We start from the raw sequence: 23922 nt of genomic DNA on the forward strand, positions 1-23922 counted from the left end.
TCATGACGGACGAGCGGCTCATGCCCGTCTCTTCGCTGCGCCGCGCCATGATCCGGCCGGAACTCGGGGCGATCTGCGGGGTCATCCTGGTCTTCGCCTTCTTCCTGATGGTCGCGGGCGACAGCGGCATGTTCGCGCCGGCCGGCTTCCAGAACTGGCTCGTCGTCTCGGCACAGTTCGCCATCATCGCGGTCGGCGCCTGTCTCCTGATGATCGCGGGCGAGTTCGACCTTTCCGTCGGCTCCATGATCGGCTTTGCCGGCGTCATCGCCGCCATCCTCACCGTGCAGTGGGGCTGGCCGGCGTGGCTCGCCATCCTCGTCACCTTCGCCGTGTGCATCGGACTGGGCGCCATCAACGGCCTGCTCGTCATTCGAACCGGGCTGCCGAGCTTCATCGTCACCCTCGCCTTCCTCTACATCCTGCGCGGCCTCACGATCTGGCTATCGATCCTGACCACGCGCCAGACCATCATCGGGGGTGTGCGCGAGGCGGCTGAGGGCGACTGGCTCGCTGCCCTCTTCGGCGGGGTCATCTTCAAGGGCTTCTTCCAGTGGCTCGGCGACGTGGGCCTCATCGACACCTTCACGCGCGGCGCACGGGCCGGCCAGCCGGTGGTCGAGGGCGTGCCGATGCTCATCGTCTGGGCGATCGGGCTCATCATCTTCGGCCACTGGCTCCTTGCGAAGACGCGCTTCGGCAACTGGATCTTCGCCTCGGGCGGCGATGCGCAGGCCGCGCGCTACGTCGGCGTGCCGGTCAACCGCGTGAAGGTGCTGATGTTCATGTTCACCGCCTTCTGCGCCACGGTCTTCGCGATGTGCCAGGTGATGGAGTTCGGCTCGGCTGCCGCCGACCGCGGCCTCCTCAAGGAGTTCGAGGCCATCATCTGCGTGGTCATCGGCGGGGCGCTGCTCACCGGTGGCTACGGCTCGGTCATCGGGGCGGCGCTCGGGGCGCTCATCTTCGGTGTCGTGCAGCAGGGCCTGTTCTTCGCCGGGGCGGAGAGCTCGCTGTTCCGCGTCTTCCTCGGCACGATCCTGATCCTCGCGGTCATCATGAACACCTACATCCGCCGTCTCATCACGGGAGAACGCTGATGACCGCTCCCATCATCGAGATGCGCAACATCGAGAAGCATTTCGGCCCGGTGATCGCGCTCGGCGGCGTCTCCTTCGACGTGCGTCCGGGCGAGTGCCACTGCCTGCTCGGTGACAACGGCGCCGGCAAGTCCACCTTCATCAAGACCATGTCGGGCGTGCACAAGCCCTCGCGCGGCACCATGGTGGTAGAGGGTCAGGAGGTCGTCTTCGACAGCCCGCGCGACGCCATGGCAGCCGGCATCGCGACGGTCTATCAGGATCTGGCGATGATCCCGCTGATGAGCGTGACACGCAATTTCTGGATGGGCCGCGAGCCGGAGAAGGGCTTCGGCCCCTTCAAGACCATCGACTTCGCCAAGGCGAACGAGGTGACGATGCGGGAGATGGCGCGCATGGGCATCAACCTGCGCGAGCCGGAGCAGGCGGTCGGCACCCTCTCGGGCGGCGAGCGCCAGACGGTCGCCATCGCCCGCGCGGTCTATTTCGGCGCCAAGGTACTCATCCTCGACGAGCCGACCTCGGCGCTCGGCGTGCGTCAGACGGCCAACGTGCTCGCCACCATCGACCAAGTGCGCAAGGCGGGCATCGGGATCGTCTTCATCACCCACAACGTACGCCATGCCATGGCCGTCGGGGACCGCTTCACCGTGCTCAACCGCGGCAAGACGCTGGGCACGGCCGTGCGCGGCGAGATCACGGCCGAGGCGCTGCAGGACCTGATGGCTGGCGGCCAGGAACTCGCGGTGCTCGAAAGCTCGCTCGGAGGGACCGTGTGATGCTCGATGTCATCACCATCGGCCGCTCGTCGGTCGACCTCTACGGCGCGCAGGTCGGCGGGCGGCTGGAGGACATGGCGAGCTTCCGCAAATATATCGGCGGCTCGCCCACCAACATGGCCGCAGGCACGGCGCGGCTCGGCCTCAAGTCGGGCCTCATCACCCGCGTCGGCGACGAGCACATGGGCCGTTTCATCCGCGAGCAACTCATCGCCGAGGGTGTCGACGTCACGGGCGTCAAGACGGACCCGGAGCGGCTCACCGCCCTCGTCATCCTGGGCATCCGCGACCAGCACCAGTTCCCGCTCATCTTCTATCGCGAGAACTGCGCCGACATGGCGCTGAGCGAGGATGACATCGACCCCGCCTATATCGCCGGCAGTCGCTGCGTGACCGCGACCGGCACGCACCTGTCGCATCCGCGTACCGAGGCGGCTGTGCTCAAGGCCGTGCGGCTCGCGCGGGACAACGGGGCAAAGACGGCGCTCGACATCGACTATCGCCCCAATCTCTGGGGCCTCGCCGGCCACGGCGCTGGCGAGAGCCGCTACATCGCCTCCGCAGCGGTGACACAGAAGCTGCAGTCGACCTTGCATCTCTTCGACCTCATCGTCGGCACGGAGGAGGAGTTCCACATCGCCGGCGGCACGACCGACACGGTCGCAGCGCTCCGCGCCGTGCGCGCCGTTTCCAACGCGACGCTCGTGTGCAAGCGCGGGCCGATGGGCGCTGCCGCCTTCGAGGGCGCCATTCCCGACAGCCTCGACGACGGCATCTCCGGGCCGGGTTTTCCGATCGAGGTCTTCAACGTGCTCGGCGCCGGCGACGGCTTCATGTCGGGGCTCCTGCGCGGCTGGCTCCGCGGCGAGGACTGGGTGACGAGCCTCACCTACGCCAATGCCTGCGGCGCCTTCGCCGTCTCGCGCCACGGTTGCACGCCGGCCTATCCGAGCTGGGAGGAGTTGCAGTTCTTCCTGAAGCGCGGCATCGTCACTCCGGCGCTGCGCCACGACACCGAGCTCGAGCAGATCCACTGGGCGACGACGCGCAAGGGCCAATGGCCGCACATGCGCGTCTTCGCCTTCGACCACCGCATGCAGCTCGAGGACATGGCCGACCAGGCGGGTGCGCCGCGCGAGCGCATCGGCCCCTTCAAGTCCCTGTGCCTCAGGGCGGCGCAGCGCGTCGCCGATGGAAAGGCGGGTTACGGCATCCTGTGCGACGGCCGCCTCGGACGCGAAGCGCTCCATGCCGCCGCCGGCACGGGCCTGTGGATCGGCCGCCCCGTGGAACGGCCGGGGTCGCGTCCACTCGAACTCGAAGCGGAACTGGGGCTAGACTATGGCACGGCGCTCGCCGAATGGCCGGTCGAGCATGTCGTCAAGGTGCTGTGCTTCTATCATCCGGACGACGACGCCGGCCTCAAGGCACGGCAGGAGGAGACGGTGAAGCGTCTCGCCGAGGCGGCCCGGCGCAACAACCTCGAATTCCTGCTGGAGATCATCGCTTCGAAGGCGGGGCCGGTGGACGACACGACCACGGCGCGCGTCATCGAGCGTTTCTACGAGATCGGCGTCTTCCCCGACTGGTGGAAGCTCGAGCCGCTACGCAGCAAAACCGCCTGGCGCAATGCGGTCGAGGCCGTCTCGCGCAACGATCCCCATACGCGCGGCATCGTCGTCCTCGGGCTCGATGCGCCCCTCGAGGAGCTCTCGGCGAGCCTTCGCATGGCGGCGGCCTTCGATCTGGTGAAGGGCTTCGCCGTCGGCCGCACCATCTTCGGCGACGTGGCGCGGCGCTGGCTCGCCGGCGAGACCGGCGACGAGGACGCCGTCACGGAGATGGCCGAAAAATACCGCATGCTCTGCGACATCTGGGACCGCGTCCGCACGCAAGAGGGACAAGCGTCATGAGCACCATCCGCCTCACGGCCGCCCAGGCCATGGTCCGCTGGCTCGCCGCCCAGAAGACGGCCGACGGCGAGCCCTTCATCGCCGGTTGCTGGGCCATCTTCGGCCATGGCAACGTGGCGGGCATGGGCGAGGCCCTGCACGGCGCGGGCGATGCCCTGCCGACCTGGCGCGGCCACAACGAGCAGACCATGGCACATGCGGCCATCGCCTATGCCAAGGCGCTCAATCGCCAGCGGGCGATGATGGTGACGACCTCCATCGGCCCGGGCGCCCTCAACCTCGTCACCGCCGCGGCGCTCGCCCACGTCAACCGCCTGCCGGTGCTGCTGGTGCCCGGCGACGTCTTCGCCAACCGGGCGCCCGACCCGGTGCTGCAGCAGGTGGAGGATTTCGGCGACGGCACGGTGAGCGCCAACGACTGCTTCAAGCCGGTCAGCCGCTATTTCGACCGCATCGCGCGGCCGGAGCAGTTGCTCACCGCTCTCCCCCGCGCCATGGCAACGATGACCGACCCGGTGGACTGCGGGCCGGTGACACTCGCCTTCTGCCAGGACGTGCAGGCCGAAGCCTATGACTGGCCGGAGACGTTCTTCACCCCGCGCACCTGGCACATCCGCCGCCCGCAGCCGGATGCACGCGAGCTCGCCGAGGCGGCCGAGGCCATCCGCGGCGCGCGCAAGCCTCTGATCATCGCCGGCGGCGGCGTGCTCTATTCGCTCGCCACGCAGACACTCACCACCTTCGCCGAGACGCACCAGATTCCGGTTGCCGAGACGCAGGCGGGCAAGTCGTCTCTGCCGTGGGACCATCCGCTCAATCTCGGCGCCATCGGCGTCACCGGCTCTTCCGCCGCCAATGCGGTGGCGGCCGAGGCCGACCTCGTGATCGCGGTGGGCACCCGCCTGCAGGACTTCACCACCGGAAGCTGGGCCCTGTTCCGCAATCCCGACCGGCGCATCCTCGCCGTTAACGTGACGCCCTATGATGCCGGCAAGCACCGGGCGATCCCGCTGGTCGCCGACGCCAAGGTGGCGCTCGAAGCACTGTCGGCAGCGCTCGGCGGGCACAAGGCGGCGGCGCCCGAGCCGCAACTGAAGGCCGAATGGCTGAAGGCGGTCGATGCCGCCACCATGGCGCCCGGCGACAACGTGCTGCCGTCGGACGCGCAGGTCATCGGCGCCGTGCAGCGCAGCGTCGGCGAAGACACCATCCTCGTCTGTGCCGCCGGCGGCCTGCCCGGTGAGTTGCACAAGTTGTGGAAGGCAAGCCGCCCGAACGGCTACCACCTCGAATACGGCTTCTCCTGCATGGGCTACGAGATCGCCGGCGGGCTCGGCGTCAAGATGGCGCGGCCCGACCGAGAGGTCGTCGTCATGGTCGGCGACGGCAGCTACATGATGGCGAATTCGGAGCTCGCGACGGCGGTGATGCTCGGCCAGAAGATCATTGTCGTCGTGCTCGATAACCGCGGCTACGGCTGCATCAACCGCCTGCAGCGCGCCACCGGTGGCGAGAGCTTCAACAACCTGCTCGACACGGCCCGCCATGCGGTACCCTCTGCCATCGACTTCGCCGCCCATGCCGCCTCCATGGGCGCGAATGCGCAGAAGGTGGCGAGCATCGCCGAGCTGGAAGAGGCGATGGCCCGCGCCCGCAAGGCGGACAGGCCGAGCGCCATCGTCATCGACACGGACCCGATGCCGACGACGGAGGCCGGCGGCCACTGGTGGGACGTGGCGGTGCCGGAGGTCTCCGTGCGGCCGGAGGTCAACGCCGCCCGCGCCGCCTATGAAAAGAACCTCAAGAACCAGCGCCCGGCGGATTGACGCCAGGCCTTTCCCGGAGCCTGAGATGAGCGGGGCAGGATCGAGACCGATCGGGCGTGGCGGCGAGCCTTCGACACGGCTCCGTGCGCTGGGCCCCGGCTCGCGTTCCGCTTCGCTCAATGCATCCGGGGAACAGGCTTCTTCTCAAAGCACACCCCCGTTTCCCGGCCCGAATGCGCGAAGCGCAGGCGAGAGCCGGGAACCAGCGGACAACCCGATGCCCGAGAGGGCATCGCCGCAACCACCTTCAGCCAAACCAGCCCCCACGCGGATAGCGCAATGATCCTCTACGGCACCAATCCCATCGCCTGGTCCAACGACGACGACCAGAGCCTCGGCGCCAATATCAGCCTCGAGCAGTGCCTGAGCGAGGCCGGCAAGATCGGCTTCGACGGTATCGAGAAGGGCCACAAGATGCCCACCGAGCCCGCCGCACTGAAGGCCGCGCTCGCGCCGCACGGGCTTTCCTTCGTCTCCGGCTGGCAGTCGCTCAACCTGCTCGCCCATTCGGTGGAGGAGGAGAAGAAGGCGATCAGGCCGCATCTCGACCTGCTGAAAGCCATGGGATGCAAGGTCTGCATCGTCTGCGAGACGTCGAACGCCATCCACGGCAACGACGCGGTGGCGTTGAGCGATCGGCCGGTGCTGCCGGCCGGTGACTGGCAGGCCTTCGGCGCCGCCGTGGAACAGATCGCGCAATATTGCGCCGATGAGGGCATCACCCTCGTCTATCACCACCACATGGGCACCGTGGTGCAGGCGGAGGAGGAGATCGACGCGCTGATGGCGCATACGGGGCCGGCGACGCATCTCCTGCTCGATACCGGCCATTGCTGGTTCGGCGGCGGCGACCCGGCGCGCGTGGCGAAGAAATACATGGGCCGCGTCGCCCATATCCACGCCAAGAACGTGCGCCCCGCCATCCGCGCCGAGGTCGAGAAGGAGGGTCTCTCCTTCCTCGAAGGCGTGCGCCGCGGCGTCTTCACCGTTCCGGGCGACCCGGAGGGCGGCGTCGACTTTCCGCCCGTACTCAGGATCGCCGCAGAGCACGGCTATCAGGGATGGCTCGTCATCGAGGCCGAGCAGGACCCAGCCGTGCGCAACCCTTACGAATACCAGTCGATGGGGCTGAAGGCGCTGAAAGCCATGGCGCGCGAGGCGGGGCTGGACAAGGCGTGATGGCAGGAAGAGACAGCCCGGAACAGGCGGAGACGATGCAATGACCCAGCTCTTGCGCAAGCCCACCGGCACGACGGGCAAGGTGCACGACATCACCCCGACGAGCGCCGGATGGGGCTATGTCGGCTTCGGCCTCTACCGGCTCGTGCCCGGCGAGACGGCGGCGGAGCCGACCGGCGACACCGAGGTGATCCTGGTGCTCGTCGAGGGCAAGGCCGAGATCGGCGTCGGCGACAAAAGCTTCGGCGAGCTTGGCGAGCGCCTGAACGTCTTCGAGGGCACGCCGCCGCACGGCGTCTATGCGCCGAACGGCACCACCTGGTCGGCGCGGGCGACGACGCCTTGCACGCTCGCCATCTGCACGGCGCCCGGCAAGGGCGGGCACGAGGCCCGCGTGCTGACCGGCATCGAGAAGGTCACGCGCGGCAAGGGCGCCAACACGCGCTACATCCATCCCATCGCCATGGAGGACAGCGACGTCGCCGACAGCCTGCTGGTGACGGAGGTGTTCACGCCGCAGGGCAACTGGTCGAGCTACCCGCCGCACCGGCACGACGAGGACCGCTATCCCGAGATGACCTATCTCGAGGAGACCTATTACCACCGCCTCAACCCGGCGCAGGGCTTCGGCATTCAGCGTGTCTTCACCGAGGACGGCACGCTCGACGAGACCATGGCGGTGAGCGACGGCGACGTGGTGCTGGTGCCGCGCGGCCACCATCCCTGCGGCACGCCCTACGGCTACGAGATGTACTACCTCAACGTCATGGCGGGCCCGATCCGCAAATGGCGTTTCCAGAACCACCCGGACCACGACTGGATTTTCCAGCGCGACAAGTGATGCAAACGGCCCTCGCCTCCACCGTCATGGCCGCGACAAGCGCGGGCATGACGGTGGGGAAACAGGGCCGTTGGTGTGGCGGCGCGCCGCCAAGATAGAAGCCCCCGACCCAAGGACGACACCCATGCTCAATATCGGACTGCTCGGCGCAGGCCGCATCGGCATCACCCACGCCCGGGCCGTGATCGCCCTACCCGACGTGCGCATCGCGGCCGTTTTCGATCCCGTCGATGCGGCCGCCGACGCGGCGCAGGCGCTGACGGGGGCGCGGCGCGCCAGCGTCGAGGAGATCATGGCGGACAAGGACATCGCCGCCGTCATCGTGGCGACGCCGACGGACCTGCATGCGACGCAGGTGGAAGAAGCGGCGCGCGCAGGCAAGGCGATCTTCTGCGAGAAGCCGATCGACCTTTCCAGCGCCCGCGCCGAGGCCTGCCTCGCCGTGGTGCGCGAGCACAATGCCAGGCTGATGCTCGGCTTCAACCGCCGCTTCGACCCGAGTTTCGCTCGCCTCAAGGCGGAGGTCGAGGCCGGCGCGGTGGGCAAGGTCGAGCTCGTGCAGATCACGAGCCGCGACCCCGCTCCGCCGCCGGTCGACTACATCAAGCGCTCGGGCGGGCTCTTCCGCGACATGATGATCCACGACTTCGACATGGCGCGCTTCCTGCTCGGCGAGGAGGTGACGGAAGTCTTCGCCACCGGCGCCGCCCTCGTTGATCCTGCCATCGGCGCAGCGGGCGATGTCGACACGGCGACCGCGACACTGAAGACGGCGAGCGGGCGCATCGCCGTCATCACCAATTCGCGCCGGGCGAGCTACGGCTACGACCAGCGCCTCGAGGTGCATGGCGAGAAGGGCATGATCCAGGCGGGCAACGAGACGGCTACGACGCTGACGCGCGCCAATGCGTCCGGCTTCACCAGCGACCCGCTGCTCGACTTCTTCATGCAGCGCTATGCCGAGGCCTACCGGCTCGAGCTCGCGGCCTTCTGCCGGCTGGCGGCTGGCGAAGACATCGCGGTGCCGACGGGCGAGGACGGTCTGGCCGCGCTCAGGCTGGCCGATGCCGCGGTGACGTCGCTGGCCTCCGGCCGGTCGGTCAGGCTCTGATGCGCGCCACGCGTGCGACGCGCCGCCGCAAGGCTGCCACGCACGCGGGACGGTGGCCCCCGGCACCTGAGGGCGTTATACAATCGGCGTGACCGATCATCCGGGGGATCGCTTGACCGACGCCAGCGCCCAATCGGCGCTCGCCGCCTCACGGGGCCGGCGCGCCGAACTTCTGATCGACGCCGTCGCCGACATCGCGCTCTTCGTACTCGACACCGGAGGCGTGATCACGACGGTGAATGCCGGCGCTCGCACCATCACCGGCTGGCGCGAGGACGAACTGCTCGACGAGAACTGGGTGAAGCTGTTCCCGGCCGACGCGGCGGCCGCTGGCCTGCCCGCGGAGGCGCTCGCCGCGGCGGCGGCCGAAGGGCGACACGAATTGCGGCGGCCCTTGCAGCGCAAAGACGGTGGCACCTTCGTCGCGCAGGCCAGCCTGACGCCACTCGGCGACCAGGGCACGCCCATGGGCTTTGCGCTCGTCATCCGCGACATCTCTGCCAGCGCCACGGCGGAGGAAACGCTCAAGGCGCGCGAGGCCCATCTGCGTTCCATCCTCGAGACCGTGCCCGACGCGATGATCGTCATCGACGAGCAGGGCCTGATGCAGTCCTTCAGCGTGGCGGCCGAGCGCCTCTTCGGCCTCTCGGCGGCCGAGGTCATCGGCCGCAACGTCAGCATGCTGATGCCCTCGCCCTACCGCGAGCGGCACGACGGCTACATCGAGCGCTACCTGACGACCGGCGAGCGGCGCATCATCGGCATCGGCCGCGTCGTGGTCGGCCAGCGCAGCGACGGCTCGACCTTCCCGATGGAACTCGCGGTGGGCGAGATGGTGTCAGGCGGAGCGCGTTATTTCACGGGCTTCATCCGCGACCTGACGGAGCGGCAGAAGACGGAGACACGGCTGCAGGAGCTGCAGGCCGAGCTCGTCCACATGTCCCGCTACACGGCCCTCGGCGAGATGGCTTCGACGCTGGCGCACGAGATCAACCAGCCGCTCACCGCCATCACCAACTATCTCAAGGGTTGCCACCGCCTGCTCGGGCAGCTGGAGGGCGAGCGCATCGCGCTGCTGCGCGACGGCGTGAACGAGGCCGCCGAGCAGGCGCTGAGGGCGGGACAGATTATCCGCCATCTGCGCGAGTTCGTCGCCCGCGGCGAGAGCGAGCATCGGCTGGAAAGCCTGCCCAAACTCATCGAGGAGGCGAGCGCGCTTGCCCTCGTCGGCGCCCGGGAAAAGGGCGTGCGCGTGACCTTCGGCCTCGACCCGCAGGCCTCCGAGGTCTTCGCCGACCGAATCCAGATCCAGCAGATCCTGCTCAATCTGATCCGCAACGCCATCGAGGCGATGCAGGATGCCCCTGTGCGCGAGCTTTCGGTCACGACCCGCGCGCTGCCCGACGAGCACCTCGTCGAGATCGCCGTGTCCGACACGGGCACGGGCCTGTCGGAAGAGGTGCGCAACCGCCTCTTCGAGCCCTTCGTGACGACCAAGCAGCACGGCATGGGCGTCGGCCTGTCGATCTGCCGCACGATCGTTGCGGCCCATGGGGGTCGGATCTGGGCAGAGACGGAGGCCGGTGCCGGCACCACGTTCCATTTCACATTGCGGACGGCTGGAGAGGAGGAGTTCATCCATGGCACCTGAGGCGGTGGTTCACGTGGTCGACGACGATCTCGCCGTGCGCCAGTCGCTGTCCTTCCTGCTTGCCTCGGACGGCCTGCCGGTACGCCTGCACGAATCGGCTACCGCCTTCCTCGCGAGCGCCGTACAAGCCCAGGCGGGCTGCATCGTCACGGACGTACGCATGCCCGGGCTCGACGGCATCGCCTTCCTGCAGGAGCTCAGGCGCCGCGGCAGCACCTTGCCGGTCATCGTCATGACCGGGCACGCGGATGTGCCGCTCGCGATATCCGCGATGAAGGCTGGTGCCGTCGACTTTCTCGAGAAGCCGTTCGACGACGACCTGTTCCTCGCCGCCGTCCGCACCGCGCTCGACCGCAATGCCGAAGAGGCGCGCCGCGTGGCAGAGGCGAGCGCCCTCAACGAGCGCCTCTCGACGCTCAGCGAGCGCGAGCGGCAGGTGCTCGCAGGGCTCGTTGACGGCAAGGCCAACAAGGTCATCGCCTTCGAGCTCGGCATCAGCCCGCGCACGGTCGAGATCTATCGCGCCAACGTGATGGCCAAGATGCAGGCGGCGAGCCTGTCCCAACTCGTGCGCATGGTCCTCGTGGGCGAGGGCGCCGGCGAGCGCCGGGATGCGTGAGCCGCGCCGCGGGCGAGGAGGCGAGTAGGTAGATTTCCGTAATTGGAGCATGGCCCGGTCTTGAGGCACATCAAGCCGTTGCTCGCGTCGACGGCGTAGGGTGTTCCCAATCGCCAAGACCATACGGGACGTGTTGATGTCGCTGGTTGGGGGACCTGTCCTCATCGTCGATGACGATGCGGCGGTCCGCGCCTCGCTCAAATTCGCGCTGGAGCTCGAAGGGCTCGATGTGCGCCTCTACGAAAGCGCCCCGCAGCTTCTGGCGGAGAAGGCGCTTCCGCCGCACGGCTGCATCGTGGTCGACTATTCGATGCCCGGCATGAGCGGCCTCGAACTCATCGATGCCCTGCGCCTGCGCCACATCGGCCTGCCCGCCATTCTCATCTCCGGCAAGGTCAATGACGACCTGCGCCGCCAGGCGGAGCGCCACGGCTTCCGCCAGGTGCTGGAGAAGCCGCTCGAAGACAGCCAGCTGCTCGACGGCATCCGCACGGCCCTCGCCGACGCGCCCTGATCCTCCTTCATTCCCTGCGCGAGGCCGGTGCCCGCGTGGCGCCGGCCTGCGCGTGCCATTGGGCTGCGACAGGCGGTCATCAGGGGTTTCCCTTAGGTATCGAGCGGAATTTTCCGCATGCCGCGTCCGGGCTACCCATCATGCAACAAATCATTTGGGTGCCCTCGAGGAGGTGCAGATGCAGATCGTGATGAACACCCCCGCCGCCAGGCACTTCGACGCAGCCGTCCTGTCCCGCGCCGCGGTCGCGCAGGGCCGGCGCCCGGCCGGCGTCGGCTCCGTGCGGACCCTCGACAAGGACGAGGAGCTGTTCGCCGAGGGCGATCCGGCCGTGTCCTTCTACAGGGTCACCCAGGGGGTCGTGCGCACGTCGAAACTCCTCAGCGACGGCCGGCGGCAGATCGACGCCTTCCACTTCCCGGGCGACGTCTTCGGCGTCGAAGCCGGCGCCGAGCACCGCTTCAGCGCCGAGGCGGCCAGCGCCGCCACCGTCGTCGCCTACCGCCGGCGCGATCTCGACGACCTCCTCTTCGACGAGACCTTCTCGCGCGAGGTGCTCGGCGCGATGATGCATGCGCTCGAGCGGGCCCAGCGCCACATGCTGCTGCTCGGCCGCAAGTCCGCCATCGAGAAGATCGCAACATTCCTCGTCGACATGGCCGAGCGGCTCGCCGGCGCCGATGCCGTCGAGCTCCCCATGTCGCGGCTCGACATCGCCGACCACCTGGGCCTCACCATCGAGACCGTGTCGCGCTCGCTGACCGAGCTCGAGCGCAAGGGCATCATCGACGTACCGGCCAGCCGCCGCACGATCGTCCTGCGCGACAAGGCGGCTCTCGCCCGTCTCAACGGTTGACCTCCAGTCCCTCTCGGCTCTGCCGGGCCGGCCCTTGATCGTCCGAAAGGTGGCAGACCCTTTCGGACGATTTTTTTGACTTTCCGGAGCGCTGGCAGCGCGCGGTACCGGCCGCCCACTTTGGAGCCGTGCAGATTCTTGCGCTGGTTCCCGGATCGCATTCCGCTATCGCTGCTGCGTCCGGGAAACGAGGTTGTGCGGCGTAGGCTGCGCATGGTCTGGCCGAAGGGTTGCCCTCCACCACGGAACATCCTCGCCCCCGGACGCACCGCAGCATGAAATGATGCGGTACTGAGCCGGGGTCCACCCGCCGGCGCTTCGCTCAACGCGTCCGGGAAAGGCCTGCGTGCGGGGCGTCCCTCTCCTCACACCGCGCGGCTGTGGGCGCGGCCGCCCTGGCCGAGATAGGCGTCGAAGGCGGCGGCGATGGTGCGCACGAGGAAGCGGGCCTCGTCGGGCACGCGCACGACATGGCCTTCGATGCGGGCGAGCCCGTCGCGGACCACGTCGCCGAGCCGCGGCGCGTTCATGAGCGGCGCCGGATCCGTGCCGTGCCGGGCGCAGATGGCACCCACGTCGACGGCCAAATCGCACATGAGACGCTCGATGATGTCGGCCCGCAGCCGGTCGTCGGCGGTCAGGGCGTAGCCCTTGACGGTGGCGAGGCCCCTCTCCCCAATCAGCCTGGAATAGCGGCGCGGCAGCGGCTCGTTCTGCACATAGCCCTGGGGCAGGCGGCCGATGGCGGAGGCGCCGAAGCCGACGAGCACGTCGCAGGCGTCGCTCGTATAGCCCTGGAAATTGCGGTGCAGGCGCCCTTCCCGCTCGGCGATGGAGAGTTCGTCGTCCGGCAGGGCATAATGGTCGAAGCCGATGCGGCGGTAGCCGCCCGCGCACAGGACCTCGGCGATCGCCTCTGCCTGCCGCCGCCGCTCGGCGCCGTTCGGCAAAGCCGCCTCGTCGATGAGGCGCTGGTGCGGCTTGAAGGATGGAACGTGCGCATAGCCGAAGACGGATAAGCGCGCCGGCCGCAGCGCCAGGCACTGGCGCGCCGTCTCGCGGCAGGATTGCACGGTCTGGTGCGGCAGGCCGTAGATCAGGTCGAAATTGACGGCCGTGATGCCCGCTTCGTGCAGCATCTCGACCGAGGCGGCCGTGACGGCATAGCTCTGCACACGGTTGATGGCTTGCTGCACCACGGGGTCGAAGCTCTGCACGCCGAGGCTGGCGCGGTTGACGCCGCCCTCGCCGAGGGCCTGCGCCATCGGCCGCTCGAGGCGCCGCGGATCGATCTCGACGGCGACTTCAGCATCGGGGCCGAGATCGAAGCGCCGACGCAGCAGTGCCATCAGCGCCAGGAACTCGTGCGGCGCGACGATCGTCGGCGTGCCGCCGCCGAAATGCACGTGGCCGACCGTCAGGGGATGCGGCACGCAACCGGCCACCGTGTCGATCTCTCGGCAGAGCTCGGCGACATAGGCCGAGATCGGCGCATCCGAGCGCATCACGGTGGTGTTGCAGCCGCAATACCAGCACATCTGCCGGCAGAACGGCACGTGCAGATAGAGCGAGGCCGACAGATCCGGCGACAGTTCGCCCAGCCAGCGCGCATAGACGTCTGCCGTCACGGCATCCGAGAAATGCGGAGCGGTGGGGTAGCTCGTATAGCGCGGCAGGCGCTCGTCGCCATAGGCGGACGCCTTGTCCTCGTTCATCGACCAACCTCTCGAACGACTTGCCGGCGCGAAGGCCCGGCGTTGCCCGACCATGACGGCACGCCCGGCGGACGTCCTTGCGGTTGATCAAATCTCGGCTTCCGCCTCCGTATGCGCGAGATAGACGAGGAAGCCGAGCACCTGCGACAGCGCGGCAAGGTCGTTGTCGATATGTTCGCTGAGGAAGGCGACGAAGGCCTCGGCCGCCGTCGGCAGGGTGCGATCCAGCATGGTCTGGATCTCGAAGCGGCGGCGATGAAGGAACTCGGAGCGCACCGGGCGGGCAACGAGACGGCCCGAAAGGAGCCCCGAGACCATCGACAAGGGCGAAGCGACGAGCACCCCGCCCTTCGTCTCGACGAAGCGGCGCTGCGCGGAGACGAAATTGGTGATGAGCACCGGCTCCAGCGCCACACCCTCGTCGGCGCAGGCCATGTCGACGAGCTGGCGCAGCGTCGTGTTTGCCTCCGACAAGGTGACGGGATGGTCGCGCAGGTCGTGCAGCGTCAGACTCTCGCGGACGGCGAGCGGATGGTCCGGCGTCATCACGGCAAGGATCGGCGCCGGCCAGGCGCGCTGCACCTTGACGTCCGGCGACGGCGCGAGGCCGAAGGTGACGCCGATGTCGACATCGCCGTTCTGCACGAGGCGCGTCACCGCCGTGAACGGGACGACCGCGAGGTCAAACCGGATGCCCTCGTAGCGGCGGCGGAAGGCGACGATCGCCTCGGGCATCATGTCGAGCGCGAAGCCCTCCGTCGTCGCGATCCGCACCTCGCCGCGGGCGAGACCCTCGAGCTCGCGGATGCGGCCCACCACCCGCTCGCCTTCCAGCGCCATGCGCCGCGCATAGGTGGCGAGTAGGCGGCCGGCCTCGCTCAGTACCATGCCGCGCGGCCGCCGCTCGAACAGGCGGCTGCCGAGGTCGCGCTCAAGCTTGGCGATCTGCCGCGAGACGGCGGAGGCGGCCACGTTGAGCCGGCTCGACGCCTCGCTCACCGAGCCGGTGCGCACCACCTCCAGAAAATAGCGCAGGGCCGTGCCTTGCATGACGCCTTACCCTCTGCCTTGCCAAATCGGCAATGAAAGTTTCGAAACAATATAATTGCAGAAAGTGTAGTCGTGTTCTGAAAATATGCACTCGGACCGGCTTGGCCGGCTCGCAACGGAGGAGGGCGAAAATGTCCCCTCCAGCCAAGGGAACGGGGAACAGCCGGTCAGAGCCGGTGACGGAGCCGCCGCGCGCGAGAGGCGCAGGCGCTGCGTCATAATTGGCGTCGGGGTTGCCACGTTCCGCCAGAAAGAGGGTGAACATGCGCAACCTGATCAAGCTCACGACCCTTGCCGCGGTCAGCGCCCTGGCGCTCTCCGCGCCGGCCTTCGCCGGCAAGAGCGACAATTCCGTCGTCATGGCCTATGACCAGGCGCCGGAAAGCGTCGATCCGTTCTTCAACAACGTCCGCATCGGCGTGATCATCGGTCAGCACGTCTGGGACACGCTGATCTACCGCGATCCCATCACGAACGACTACAAGGGCCAGCTCGCCAAGAGCTGGAAATGGGTCGACGACCGCACGCTCGAGGTCGAGCTGCGCCAGGGCATCAAGTTCCACAACGGAGAGGAATTCGACGCCGACGACGTCGTCTACACGCTGAACTTCGTCTCGAAGCCCGAGAACAAGGTCACCACCCAGCAGAACGTCAGCTGGATCGAGAAGGCCGAGAAGCTCGACAAATACAAAGTCCGCATCACGACCAAGAAGGTCTTCCCCGCGGCCATCGAATATCTCGCCGGGCCGGTGGTGATCCACCCGAACGAATATTACGAGAAGGTCGGCCCGGCCGGCCAGAACGACAAGCCGGTCGGCTCCGGCCCCTACAAGGTGACGGAATACGTCCCCGGCAAGTCGATCGTGCTCGAGACGAACCCGGATTATTTCGCCGATTCGCCGAAGCCGAAGCCCACGATCGGGAAGGTCGAGATCCGCTTCATCCCGGACCGGCAGACGCAGATGGCCGAGGCCATCTCGGGCGGCGTCGACTTCATCATGCACGTGCCGAAGGACCAGGCCGAGCAGCTCGAGGCCGCGCCCCACCTGCAGGTCGTCTCGGGCGAGACGATGCGCATCGTCTTCATGCAGATGAATTCGCAGGAGGGCACGCCCGCCCCCGCGCTCAAGGACGAGCGCGTGCGCAAGGCCATCATCCACGCCATCGACCGCGAGACGATGGTGAAGGAGATCGTCGGCAAGGGCTCGCGGGTCATCAACACGATCTGCTTCCCCTCGCAGTTCGGCTGCACCGACCACGGCGCGCCGAAGTATCCGTACGACCCGGAGAAGGCCAAGTCGCTCCTGGCGGAAGCGGGCTTTCCCAACGGGCTCGAGCTCGACATCGTCGCCTATCGCGAGCGCAACCAGACGGAAGCCATCATCGGCTACCTGCAGGCGGTCGGCATCAAGGCCAACCTGCGCTTCCTGCAATATGCCGCCATGCGCGAGCAGATCCGCGGCAACAAGGCGATGCTGACGCACCAGACCTGGGGCTCGTTCTCGGTCAACGACGTCTCGGCCTCGACGCCGGTCTATTTCGCCATGGGCGACGACGACATCTCGCGCGATCCTGAAGTGCGCGACGCGCTGAACAAGGGCGACAACTCGGTCGACCCGGCCGTGCGCAACGCCTCCTACAAGGAAGCGCTGACCCGCATCGCCGAGAAGGCCTATGCCGTGCCGCTCTATTCGCTGCCGGTCTATTACGTCGCCACGGCGGACCTCGACTTCCGCGCCTATCCGGACGAGATGCCGCGCTTCTGGGAAATGACCTGGAAGAAGTAAGGACCGCCCGAGTAGCTGGGGACTATTCCAGCTGAACGTCGGAGCGCGCGCCCTGTTCCCTCCCCCCTTGTGGGGGAGGGTTAGGGAGGGGGGTGGTGCCAAACGAACGGCGGCACACTCGCCGGTGACGACCCCCACCCCTACTCCTCCCCACAAGGGGGAGGGGAGTTGGCGCCCAACCGGAGCAAGAGCCCGGAGAACGGCCCATGATCGGCTATATTCTGAAACGGCTGGGGCTGGCGCTGCTCGTTGCGCTCGCCGTCTCGGCCATCGCCTTCTTCCTCTTGCGCATGTCGGGCGATGTCGCCATCGCGATCGCCGGCGAGGGCGCGCGACAGGAAGACATCGAGCTCGTGCGGCGCACCTACGGCCTCGACCGGCCCCTCGTCGTGCAATATGTCGAGTGGCTGTGGAACACGCTCCGGGGTGACTTCGGCACGTCGATCTACTTCAAGACCGATGTCGCCACGCTCGTCTTCGCCAAGCTGCCGACGACGCTGCTGCTCGGCGTCCTCTCCCTCGGCTTCGCGCTCCTCGTCTCGATCCCGCTCGGCGTGCTCGCCGCCGTCTATGCCAACAGCTGGATCGACCGCCTGGCGCTCGCCATCGCCGTCGTCGGCCAGGCGCTGCCCAACTTCTTCTTCGCCCTCATCCTCGTGATGCTGTTCTCCATCACGCTGCGCTGGCTGCCGGTCTCGGGCTCGAAGACATGGGCGAATTTCATCATGCCGACCATCGCGCTCGGCTATTACGTCGCGCCGGCCTTCATGCGGCTCATCCGCGCCGGCATGATCGAGGTGCTGTCGGCGGACTACATCCGCACCGCCCGCGCCAAGGGCCTGCCGACGCGCAAGGTCATCTTCAAGCACGCCCTGCGCAACGCGGTGGTGCCGGTCGTCGCCCTCACGGCCGTGCAGCTCGGCTTCCTGCTCGGCGGCTCGGTGGTCATCGAGACCATCTTCGCCCTCGATGGGCTCGGCTACCTCGCCTACCAGAGCATCACCTTCAAGGATTTTCCCGTGATGCAGGTGATCGTCCTCATGCTCTCCGTCCTCTACGTTCTGCTGACGCTCGCGGCGGATATCGCGAACGCCTGGCTCGACCCGCGCATCCGGGTGGCATGACATGACGAGCGAACCGCTTTCCCTGCCCGCCGCGGCAGAGCCCACCGCCTTCTCCCGCCTCATGCGCCGCGTGCTGGGGCAGAAGGCCTTCGTCATCGGCATCGGTATCCTCGCCGCCATCGTGCTCATCGCGCTCCTTGCGCCGGTGCTCGCGCCGCACGATCCCTATCTGCAGAACCTCAGCGCCCGCAACGTGCCGCCCTTCTGGTACGCCAAGGGCTCCTGGGTCCACCCGCTCGGCACCGACCAGCTCGGCCGTGACTATCTCTCGCGCGTCATCTACGGCGCGCGCATCTCGCTGCTCATCGGCATCAGCGTCGTCATCATCTCCGGCCTCATCGGCACGACGCTGGGGCTCGCGGCCGGCTATTTCGGCGGCAAGGTCGACATGCTCGTCACCTTCCTCGTCACCACGCGCCTGTCGATGCCGGTGATCCTCGTGGCGCTCGCCGTCGTCGCCATGATCGGCGGCTCGCTGTGGATCGTCATCCTGGTGCTCGGCTTCCTGAAATGGGACCGCTTCGCCGTCGTCATGCGCAGCGCGACGCAACAGGTGCGCTCGCTCGACTATGTGGCGGCGGCGGAGGCGGCCGGCGCCTCGACGACGCGCATCGTCCTGGGCGAAGTGCTGCCCAACATCGCCCCGCACCTCATCGTCGTCGCGACTCTGGAGGCGGCGAGCGCCATCCTGCTCGAAGCCGCCCTCTCCTTCCTCGGCCTCGGCGTGCAGCCGCCCCTGCCCTCCTGGGGCCTGATGATCTCGGAGGCGAAGGCCTACATGTTCTTCTCCTTCTGGCTCATCGCCATCCCCGGCACGGCGCTGGCGCTGCTCATCTTCGCCATCAACCTCGCCGGCGACGGCCTGCGCGACATCATCGCCCCCGAAGGACGGAGCTGACGGCATGGCCAATTCCAGCGACATCGTTCTCGAGGTCGACGGCCTCAGCGTCGACATCAGGACCGCGGGCGGCACGCTGCACGCCGTGCGCGACATCTCCTTTTCCGTGAAGCGCGGCGAGACGCTCTGCCTCGTCGGTGAATCGGGCTGCGGCAAGTCCATGACCTCGCTCGCGATCATGGACCTCCTGCCGAAGGCCGCGACGAAGACGGCGCGGCGTCTCGCCTTCGCGGGCGAGGACCTGTCGCGCGCCGGCAAGGGCCGCATCAACGCGCTGCGCGGCAACAGCATGTCGATGATCTTTCAGGAGCCGATGACGGCGCTCAACCCCGCCTACACCATCGGCAATCAGCTTGTCGAAGCCTATTGCCTGCACAAGAAGGCCTCGGAGGTGGAGGCGCGCGAGCGCGCCGTCTTCCTGCTCGGCAAGGTCGGCATCGCCAATGCCGCCGAGCGCCTCGGGCAATATCCGCACCAGCTCTCGGGCGGCCTGCGCCAGCGTGTCATGATCGCCATGGCGCTGATGTGCGGGCCGGAACTGCTCATCGCCGACGAGCCGACGACGGCGCTCGACGTCACCATCCAGGCCCAGATCCTGCGCCTGCTCGCCGACCTGCAGCGGGAGCTCGGCATCGCCATGGTGCTGATCACGCACGACCTCGGCATCGTGGCGCGCATCGCCGACCGGGTGGCGGTGATGTACGCCGGCCAGATCGTGGAGGAGGGCCCGACAGCCTCCCTCTTCAACGCCCCGCGCCATCCCTACACGCAGGGGCTGATCGCGTGTATCCCTGTGCCCGGCCGCACCGAGCCCGGCGGGCGCCTCGGCGTCATTCCCGGCGTCGTGCCCTCGCTCGTCGGGGAGGTGCGCGGCTGCAGCTTCCGTGATCGCTGCACCAAGGCCCAACAGGCCTGCCTCGACGCCCCGCCCGTGCGCGAGACCGCGGACGGCCACCGCTGGCGCTGCATCCTGGAGAACGCGGCATGACGGCTCTCATCGAAGCGCACGACCTCACCCGCTCCTTCGAGGTGAGCCGTGGCATGTTCAAGGGCAAGCGCACGCTCCATGCCGTGAACGGCATCTCGCTCGACATCCGCCAGGGCGAGGTGCTCGCCATCGTCGGCGAATCCGGCTGCGGCAAGTCCACCCTCGCGCGCATGCTGCTCGGCCTCCTGCCGCCGAGTGCCGGCGCGATCACGCTCGAGGGGCAGGACATCCGCAGCCTCGGCCGCAAGGGCATGGCCCGGCGCGTGCAGCCGGTGTTCCAGGATCCCTATTCCTCGCTCAATCCGCGCCGCACCATCGCCTCCATCGTGGCCCTGCCGCTCGAGGTGCACGGCATCGGCACGGCGGCCGAGCGGCGGAAGATGACGATCGAGATGCTCGACAAGGTCGGACTGCCGCAGCGCTTCGCCGACCGCTATCCGCGTGAGCTGTCCGGCGGCCAGCGCCAGCGCGTCGCCATCGCGCGCGCGCTCGTCATGAAGCCCGAGGTGGTCGTCTGCGACGAGCCGACCTCGGCGCTCGACGTGTCGGTGCAGTCGCAGATCCTCAATCTCCTGATGGACCTCAGGCGCGAGCTCAACCTCACCTATGTCTTCATCAGCCACAACCTCGCCGTCGTCGAGCACATCGCGACGCGCGTCGCGGTGATGTATCTTGGCCGCGTCGTCGAGCTCGCCGAGACGGCGGCGCTCTTCAAGGCCCCGCGCCATCCCTACACCAAGGCGCTGCTCGCCTCGGTGCTGACGCCGGAGCCCGGGCTCGGCATCCCGGACACGGGGCTCGGCATCGCCTTTCCCGACCCGCTCAACCCGCCCTCGGGCTGCCCCTTCCACCCGCGCTGCCCCGAGCGGCTGCCGCAATGCGCGAGCGTGGTGCCGCAGATCCTGCGCGACGAGACGGGCGCCGTCGCCTGCCATCTCCACGGGCAAGGCCCGGCGCCCCACTGAAGGAGAGGCGCCATGCGCCTTGCTGCAGCGAACCCGACGGGCGACATCACCGGCAAGGCGCCGGAGCTGTGCCGCCTCGACGCCGGAACGCTCGCCCGTCTCGTAAAGCGGCGGGACGTCTCGGCGCGCGAGGTGATCAGCGCCTTTCTCGACCATATCGCGGCGATCAACCCGACCTACAACGCCATCGTGTCCCTGCGCCCGCGCGCGGACATCCTCGCCGAGGCGGATGCGGCGGACGCCGCGCTCGCCAGGGGCGAGGCGGCGGGTCCGCTACACGGCCTACCGCAGGCCATCAAGGACCTCGCGCCGACGAAGGGCCTCACCACCACCTTCGGCTCGCCGCTCTTCGCCGATTTCGTGCCGCCGGCCGATGCCATCGCGGTGGCCCGCATGCGCGCCGCCGGTGCCATCATCATCGGCAAGACGAACACCCCGGAATTCGGCCTCGGCTCGCACACCTACAACCCCGTCTTCGGCGCGACCCGCAACGCCTATGCGCCCGCCCGCACGGCCGGCGGGTCGAGCGGCGGGGCGGCCGTGGCGCTCGCCACGCGCATGCTGCCCGTCGCCGATGGCAGCGACTTCGGCGGCTCGCTGCGCAACCCGGCTGCCTACAACAACATCTTCGGCTTCCGCCCGTCCCAGGGCCGCGTGCCGAGCCTGCCCGCGCCGGAAGGCTTCTTCACCCAGCTCGGCACCGAGGGGCCGATGGCGCGCAATGCGGCGGACCTCGCGCGGCTCCTTTCCGTCCAGGCGGGGCACGATCCGCGCGCGCCGCTGTCGCTCGACGGCAGCGGGCACGACTACGAAGCCGCGCTCGATACCGACCTCAAGGGCAAGCGCATCGCCTGGCTCGGCGACCTTAGCGGGCACCTTGCCATGGAGGACGGCATCCTCGCCCTGTGCGAGGGCGGCCTGCGGCACCTTGCCGACGCCGGCCTCGTCGTCGAGCCACACGTGCCGGCCTTCGACTTCGAGGCCCTGTGGCAGGCCTTCGTCGCGCTGCGCCATTTCATGGTCGGCGGCAAGCTGAAGGCGCTCTACGACGATCCGGAGAAGCGCGAGCTGCTCAAGTTCGCCGTGCGCTGGGAGATCGAGGGCGGCCAGCGGCTGAGCGCCGATGCGCTCTACGAGGCGAGCACCGTGCGCTCGGCCTGGTACGCGAGCGTGCTCAGGCTCTTCGAGCGCTTCGACTATCTCGCCCTGCCGGCGGCGCAGGTCTTCCCCTTCCCGATCGAGGAGGAATGGCCGAAGGCGATCGCCGGCCGCGCGATGGACAGCTACCACCGCTGGATGGAGGTGGTGGCGCCCGTCACCCTCTCCGGCTGCCCCGCCGTCTCGGTTCCCGTCGGCTTCAACGCGGCTGGCCTGCCCATGGGCATGCAGCTCGTCGGGCGGCCGCGCGACGACCTCTCCGTGCTGCAGCTCGTGCGCGCCTACGAGCAGGTCTCTCCCTTTCCGGCAGTGGCGCCGTGAGCCCCGCCGTTCCACCCGCAAGGAGTGCCAGACACCATGACCCGTGAAGCGGCCATCGCCCGCGCCGAAGACTACTTCGATTCTGGAGCCCTCAAGACCGACCTGGCGCGCCTCGTCGCCATGCCGACAGAGAGCCAGAACCCGGAGCGCGCGCCCGTGCTGCGCGACTATCTCGTCAAGGAGATGGTGCCTGCCCTCGAGGCGCTGGGCTTCGCCTGCCGCCTCCTCGAGCACCCGAAGGCGCGCGCCCCCTTCCTCTATGCCGAGCGCATCGAGGATCCCGCCCTGCCGACCATCTTCGGCTACGGCCACGGCGACGTCATCCGCGGCCTCGACAAAGACTGGAAGGAGGGTCTCTCGCCCTGGCAGTTGACGGAGGTGGGCGACCGCTGGTACGGCCGCGGCGTCGTCGACAACAAGGGCCAGCACGTCATCAACATCGCGGCGCTGAAGGCCGTCTTGGAGACGCGCGGCAAGCTGGGCTTCAACGCCAAGTATCTCATCGAGATGGGCGAGGAGATGGGCTCGCCCGGCCTGCGCGAGCTCTGCGCCGAGCAGAAGGAGCTGTTCAGGGCGGACGTGCTCATCGGCTCGGACGGGCCGCGGCTCAACGCCGAGCGGCCAACGGTCTTCCTCGGCTCGCGCGGCGGCGTGACCTTCGACGTGACGATCGACGCCCGCGAGGGCGGCCACCATTCCGGCAACTGGGGCGGCCTCCTGTCGGATCCCGCCATCCAGCTCGCCCACGCCATCTCCACCATCGTCTCGCCGACGGGGCAGATCCGCATCCACGAATGGGTGCCGAAGGAGCTGCCCGAGAGCGTGCGCCGCGTGCTCGCCGACTGTGAGGTGGATGGCGGCCCGGACGGCCCGACCATCGATCCCGAATGGGGCGAGCCCGGCCTCAGCCCGGCCGAGCAGGTCTTCGGCTGGTGCTCCTTCGACGTGCTCGCCATGAAGGCCGGCAATCCCGAGACGCCGGTCAATGCCGTGCCGCCCAAGGCCTGGGCGCGCTGCCAGCTGCGCTTCGTCGTCGGCGTGGATCCCGAGGAGGTGCTGCCGGCCCTGCGGCGCCACCTCGCTCGGCACGGCTTCACGATGGTCAAGGTCGAGAAGAGCCGCGACGAGATCTTCCACGCCACCCGGCTCGATCCGGAGGACCCGTGGGTGACCTGGGCGGTCGGCTCCATCGCGCAGACCACCGGCAAGAAGCCGGCGATCCTGCCCAATCTCGGCGGCTCGCTGCCCAACGACATCTTTTCCGAGGTGCTCGGCCTGCGCACTATCTGGGTGCCGCACTCCTACCCCGGCTGCTCGCAACATGCGCCGAACGAGCACCTGCCAGTCGCGATCGCGCGCGAGGCTCTCGGCCTCATGGCCGGGCTCTACTGGGATCTCGGCACGGGCAAGACGCCGCCGGTGTGAGGCGACCGGCGAGGAGCCGCCGCCGCGTGATGCCCGCGCCCGCCGCGGGCATCCAGGCCGTGACGCTCGCGCGGGATTGAAAGGCGTGGATGGCCGGGACAA

20 protein-coding genes are annotated in these 23922 nt (G+C 68.4%); 18 read left to right on the forward strand and 2 right to left on the reverse strand.

Annotated elements, in window-relative coordinates; genetic code table 11:
* The first annotated feature begins 2 nt into the window (after window positions 1–2).
* The 11 genes from P2T65_RS10485 (at window position 3) to P2T65_RS10535 (ending at window position 12389) form a co-directional block, all read left to right on the forward strand.
* Window positions 3–1100 carry an ABC transporter permease gene (locus tag P2T65_RS10485; RefSeq protein ID WP_055459132.1) on the forward strand — a complete coding sequence of 366 codons (1098 nt, stop codon included), beginning with the start codon at window positions 3–5 and terminating at the stop codon, window positions 1098–1100.
* A complete protein-coding gene (locus tag P2T65_RS10490; protein ID WP_055459133.1) occupies window positions 1100–1879 on the forward strand; it encodes an ATP-binding cassette domain-containing protein in 780 nt (259 codons plus the stop codon). The genes P2T65_RS10485 and P2T65_RS10490 overlap by 1 nt, the downstream gene beginning before the upstream one ends.
* Complete coding sequence (gene iolC, locus P2T65_RS10495; protein ID WP_276199749.1) at window positions 1879–3792, forward strand: 5-dehydro-2-deoxygluconokinase; 1914 nt, start codon at window positions 1879–1881, stop codon at window positions 3790–3792. The genes P2T65_RS10490 and iolC overlap by 1 nt, the downstream gene beginning before the upstream one ends.
* Window positions 3789–5618 carry a 3D-(3,5/4)-trihydroxycyclohexane-1,2-dione acylhydrolase (decyclizing) gene (gene iolD / locus P2T65_RS10500; protein WP_063187583.1) on the forward strand — a complete coding sequence of 610 codons (1830 nt, stop codon included), beginning with the start codon at window positions 3789–3791 and terminating at the stop codon, window positions 5616–5618. The genes iolC and iolD overlap by 4 nt, the downstream gene beginning before the upstream one ends.
* 279 nt (window positions 5619–5897) lie before the next feature.
* Window positions 5898–6797, forward strand: coding sequence for a myo-inosose-2 dehydratase (iolE, locus tag P2T65_RS10505; protein WP_276199750.1), 900 nt, complete (start codon window positions 5898–5900; stop codon window positions 6795–6797).
* A gap of 40 nt (window positions 6798–6837) precedes the next feature.
* The gene (gene iolB / locus P2T65_RS10510; protein WP_055459137.1) at window positions 6838–7638 is read left to right on the forward strand and encodes a 5-deoxy-glucuronate isomerase; all 801 of its coding nucleotides are present in this window, start codon (window positions 6838–6840) and stop codon (window positions 7636–7638) included.
* A gap of 124 nt (window positions 7639–7762) precedes the next feature.
* Complete coding sequence (iolG, locus tag P2T65_RS10515) at window positions 7763–8749, forward strand: inositol 2-dehydrogenase (RefSeq protein WP_276199751.1); 987 nt, start codon at window positions 7763–7765, stop codon at window positions 8747–8749.
* Between the two features lie 112 nt (window positions 8750–8861).
* Window positions 8862–10400: a PAS domain S-box protein gene (locus P2T65_RS10520; protein WP_055459139.1), complete on the forward strand. Its 1539-nt coding sequence runs from the start codon at window positions 8862–8864 to the stop codon at window positions 10398–10400.
* Complete coding sequence (gene fixJ / locus P2T65_RS10525) at window positions 10390–11019, forward strand: response regulator FixJ (protein ID WP_063187593.1); 630 nt, start codon at window positions 10390–10392, stop codon at window positions 11017–11019. The genes P2T65_RS10520 and fixJ overlap by 11 nt, the downstream gene beginning before the upstream one ends.
* A 136-nt stretch (window positions 11020–11155) precedes the next feature.
* Window positions 11156–11533, forward strand: coding sequence for a response regulator (locus tag P2T65_RS10530; RefSeq protein WP_019402424.1), 378 nt, complete (start codon window positions 11156–11158; stop codon window positions 11531–11533).
* Between the two features lie 178 nt (window positions 11534–11711).
* Entirely contained in the window at window positions 11712–12389 is a 678-nt protein-coding gene (locus tag P2T65_RS10535) for a helix-turn-helix domain-containing protein (protein WP_071924411.1), read from the forward strand.
* Window positions 12390–12754: 365 nt separating this feature from the next.
* On the opposite strand, the gene hemN is transcribed toward P2T65_RS10535, so the two are convergent.
* Window positions 12755–14104, reverse strand: coding sequence for an oxygen-independent coproporphyrinogen III oxidase (hemN, locus tag P2T65_RS10540; protein WP_055459143.1), 1350 nt, complete (start codon window positions 14102–14104; stop codon window positions 12755–12757).
* 87 nt (window positions 14105–14191) lie between these two features.
* Window positions 14192–15154: a LysR family transcriptional regulator gene (locus P2T65_RS10545; RefSeq protein WP_055459144.1), complete on the reverse strand. Its 963-nt coding sequence runs from the start codon at window positions 15152–15154 to the stop codon at window positions 14192–14194.
* A gap of 263 nt (window positions 15155–15417) precedes the next feature.
* Here P2T65_RS10545 and P2T65_RS10550 point away from each other — a divergent pair, with 263 nt between their 5' ends.
* The 7 genes from P2T65_RS10550 (at window position 15418) to P2T65_RS10580 (ending at window position 23820) form a co-directional block, all read left to right on the forward strand.
* Entirely contained in the window at window positions 15418–16941 is a 1524-nt protein-coding gene (locus P2T65_RS10550; protein ID WP_276199752.1) for an ABC transporter substrate-binding protein, read from the forward strand.
* Window positions 16942–17147: 206 nt separating this feature from the next.
* Window positions 17148–18065, forward strand: coding sequence for an ABC transporter permease (locus P2T65_RS10555; RefSeq protein ID WP_019402429.1), 918 nt, complete (start codon window positions 17148–17150; stop codon window positions 18063–18065).
* Between the two features lies 1 nt (window position 18066).
* Window positions 18067–18963 carry an ABC transporter permease gene (locus P2T65_RS10560; RefSeq protein ID WP_063187604.1) on the forward strand — a complete coding sequence of 299 codons (897 nt, stop codon included), beginning with the start codon at window positions 18067–18069 and terminating at the stop codon, window positions 18961–18963.
* A 4-nt stretch (window positions 18964–18967) separates the two neighbouring features.
* A complete protein-coding gene (locus tag P2T65_RS10565) occupies window positions 18968–19951 on the forward strand; it encodes an ABC transporter ATP-binding protein (RefSeq protein ID WP_055459147.1) in 984 nt (327 codons plus the stop codon).
* Window positions 19948–20916 (forward strand): oligopeptide/dipeptide ABC transporter ATP-binding protein, encoded by a 969-nt coding sequence (locus P2T65_RS10570; RefSeq protein WP_055459148.1) that lies wholly within the window; start codon window positions 19948–19950, stop codon window positions 20914–20916. Before P2T65_RS10565 ends, P2T65_RS10570 begins: the two co-directional genes overlap by 4 nt.
* Before the next feature lie 12 nt (window positions 20917–20928).
* Complete coding sequence (locus tag P2T65_RS10575) at window positions 20929–22395, forward strand: amidase (RefSeq protein ID WP_276199753.1); 1467 nt, start codon at window positions 20929–20931, stop codon at window positions 22393–22395.
* 36 nt (window positions 22396–22431) lie between these two features.
* A complete protein-coding gene (locus P2T65_RS10580; protein ID WP_071923544.1) occupies window positions 22432–23820 on the forward strand; it encodes a M20 family metallopeptidase in 1389 nt (462 codons plus the stop codon).
* The last annotated feature ends 102 nt before the right edge of the window (window positions 23821–23922 follow it).

It is taken from the genome of Chelatococcus sp. XZ-Ab1, assembly GCF_029309855.1.
In the GTDB taxonomy this organism is placed as follows: domain Bacteria; phylum Pseudomonadota; class Alphaproteobacteria; order Rhizobiales; family Beijerinckiaceae; genus Chelatococcus_A; species Chelatococcus_A sambhunathii.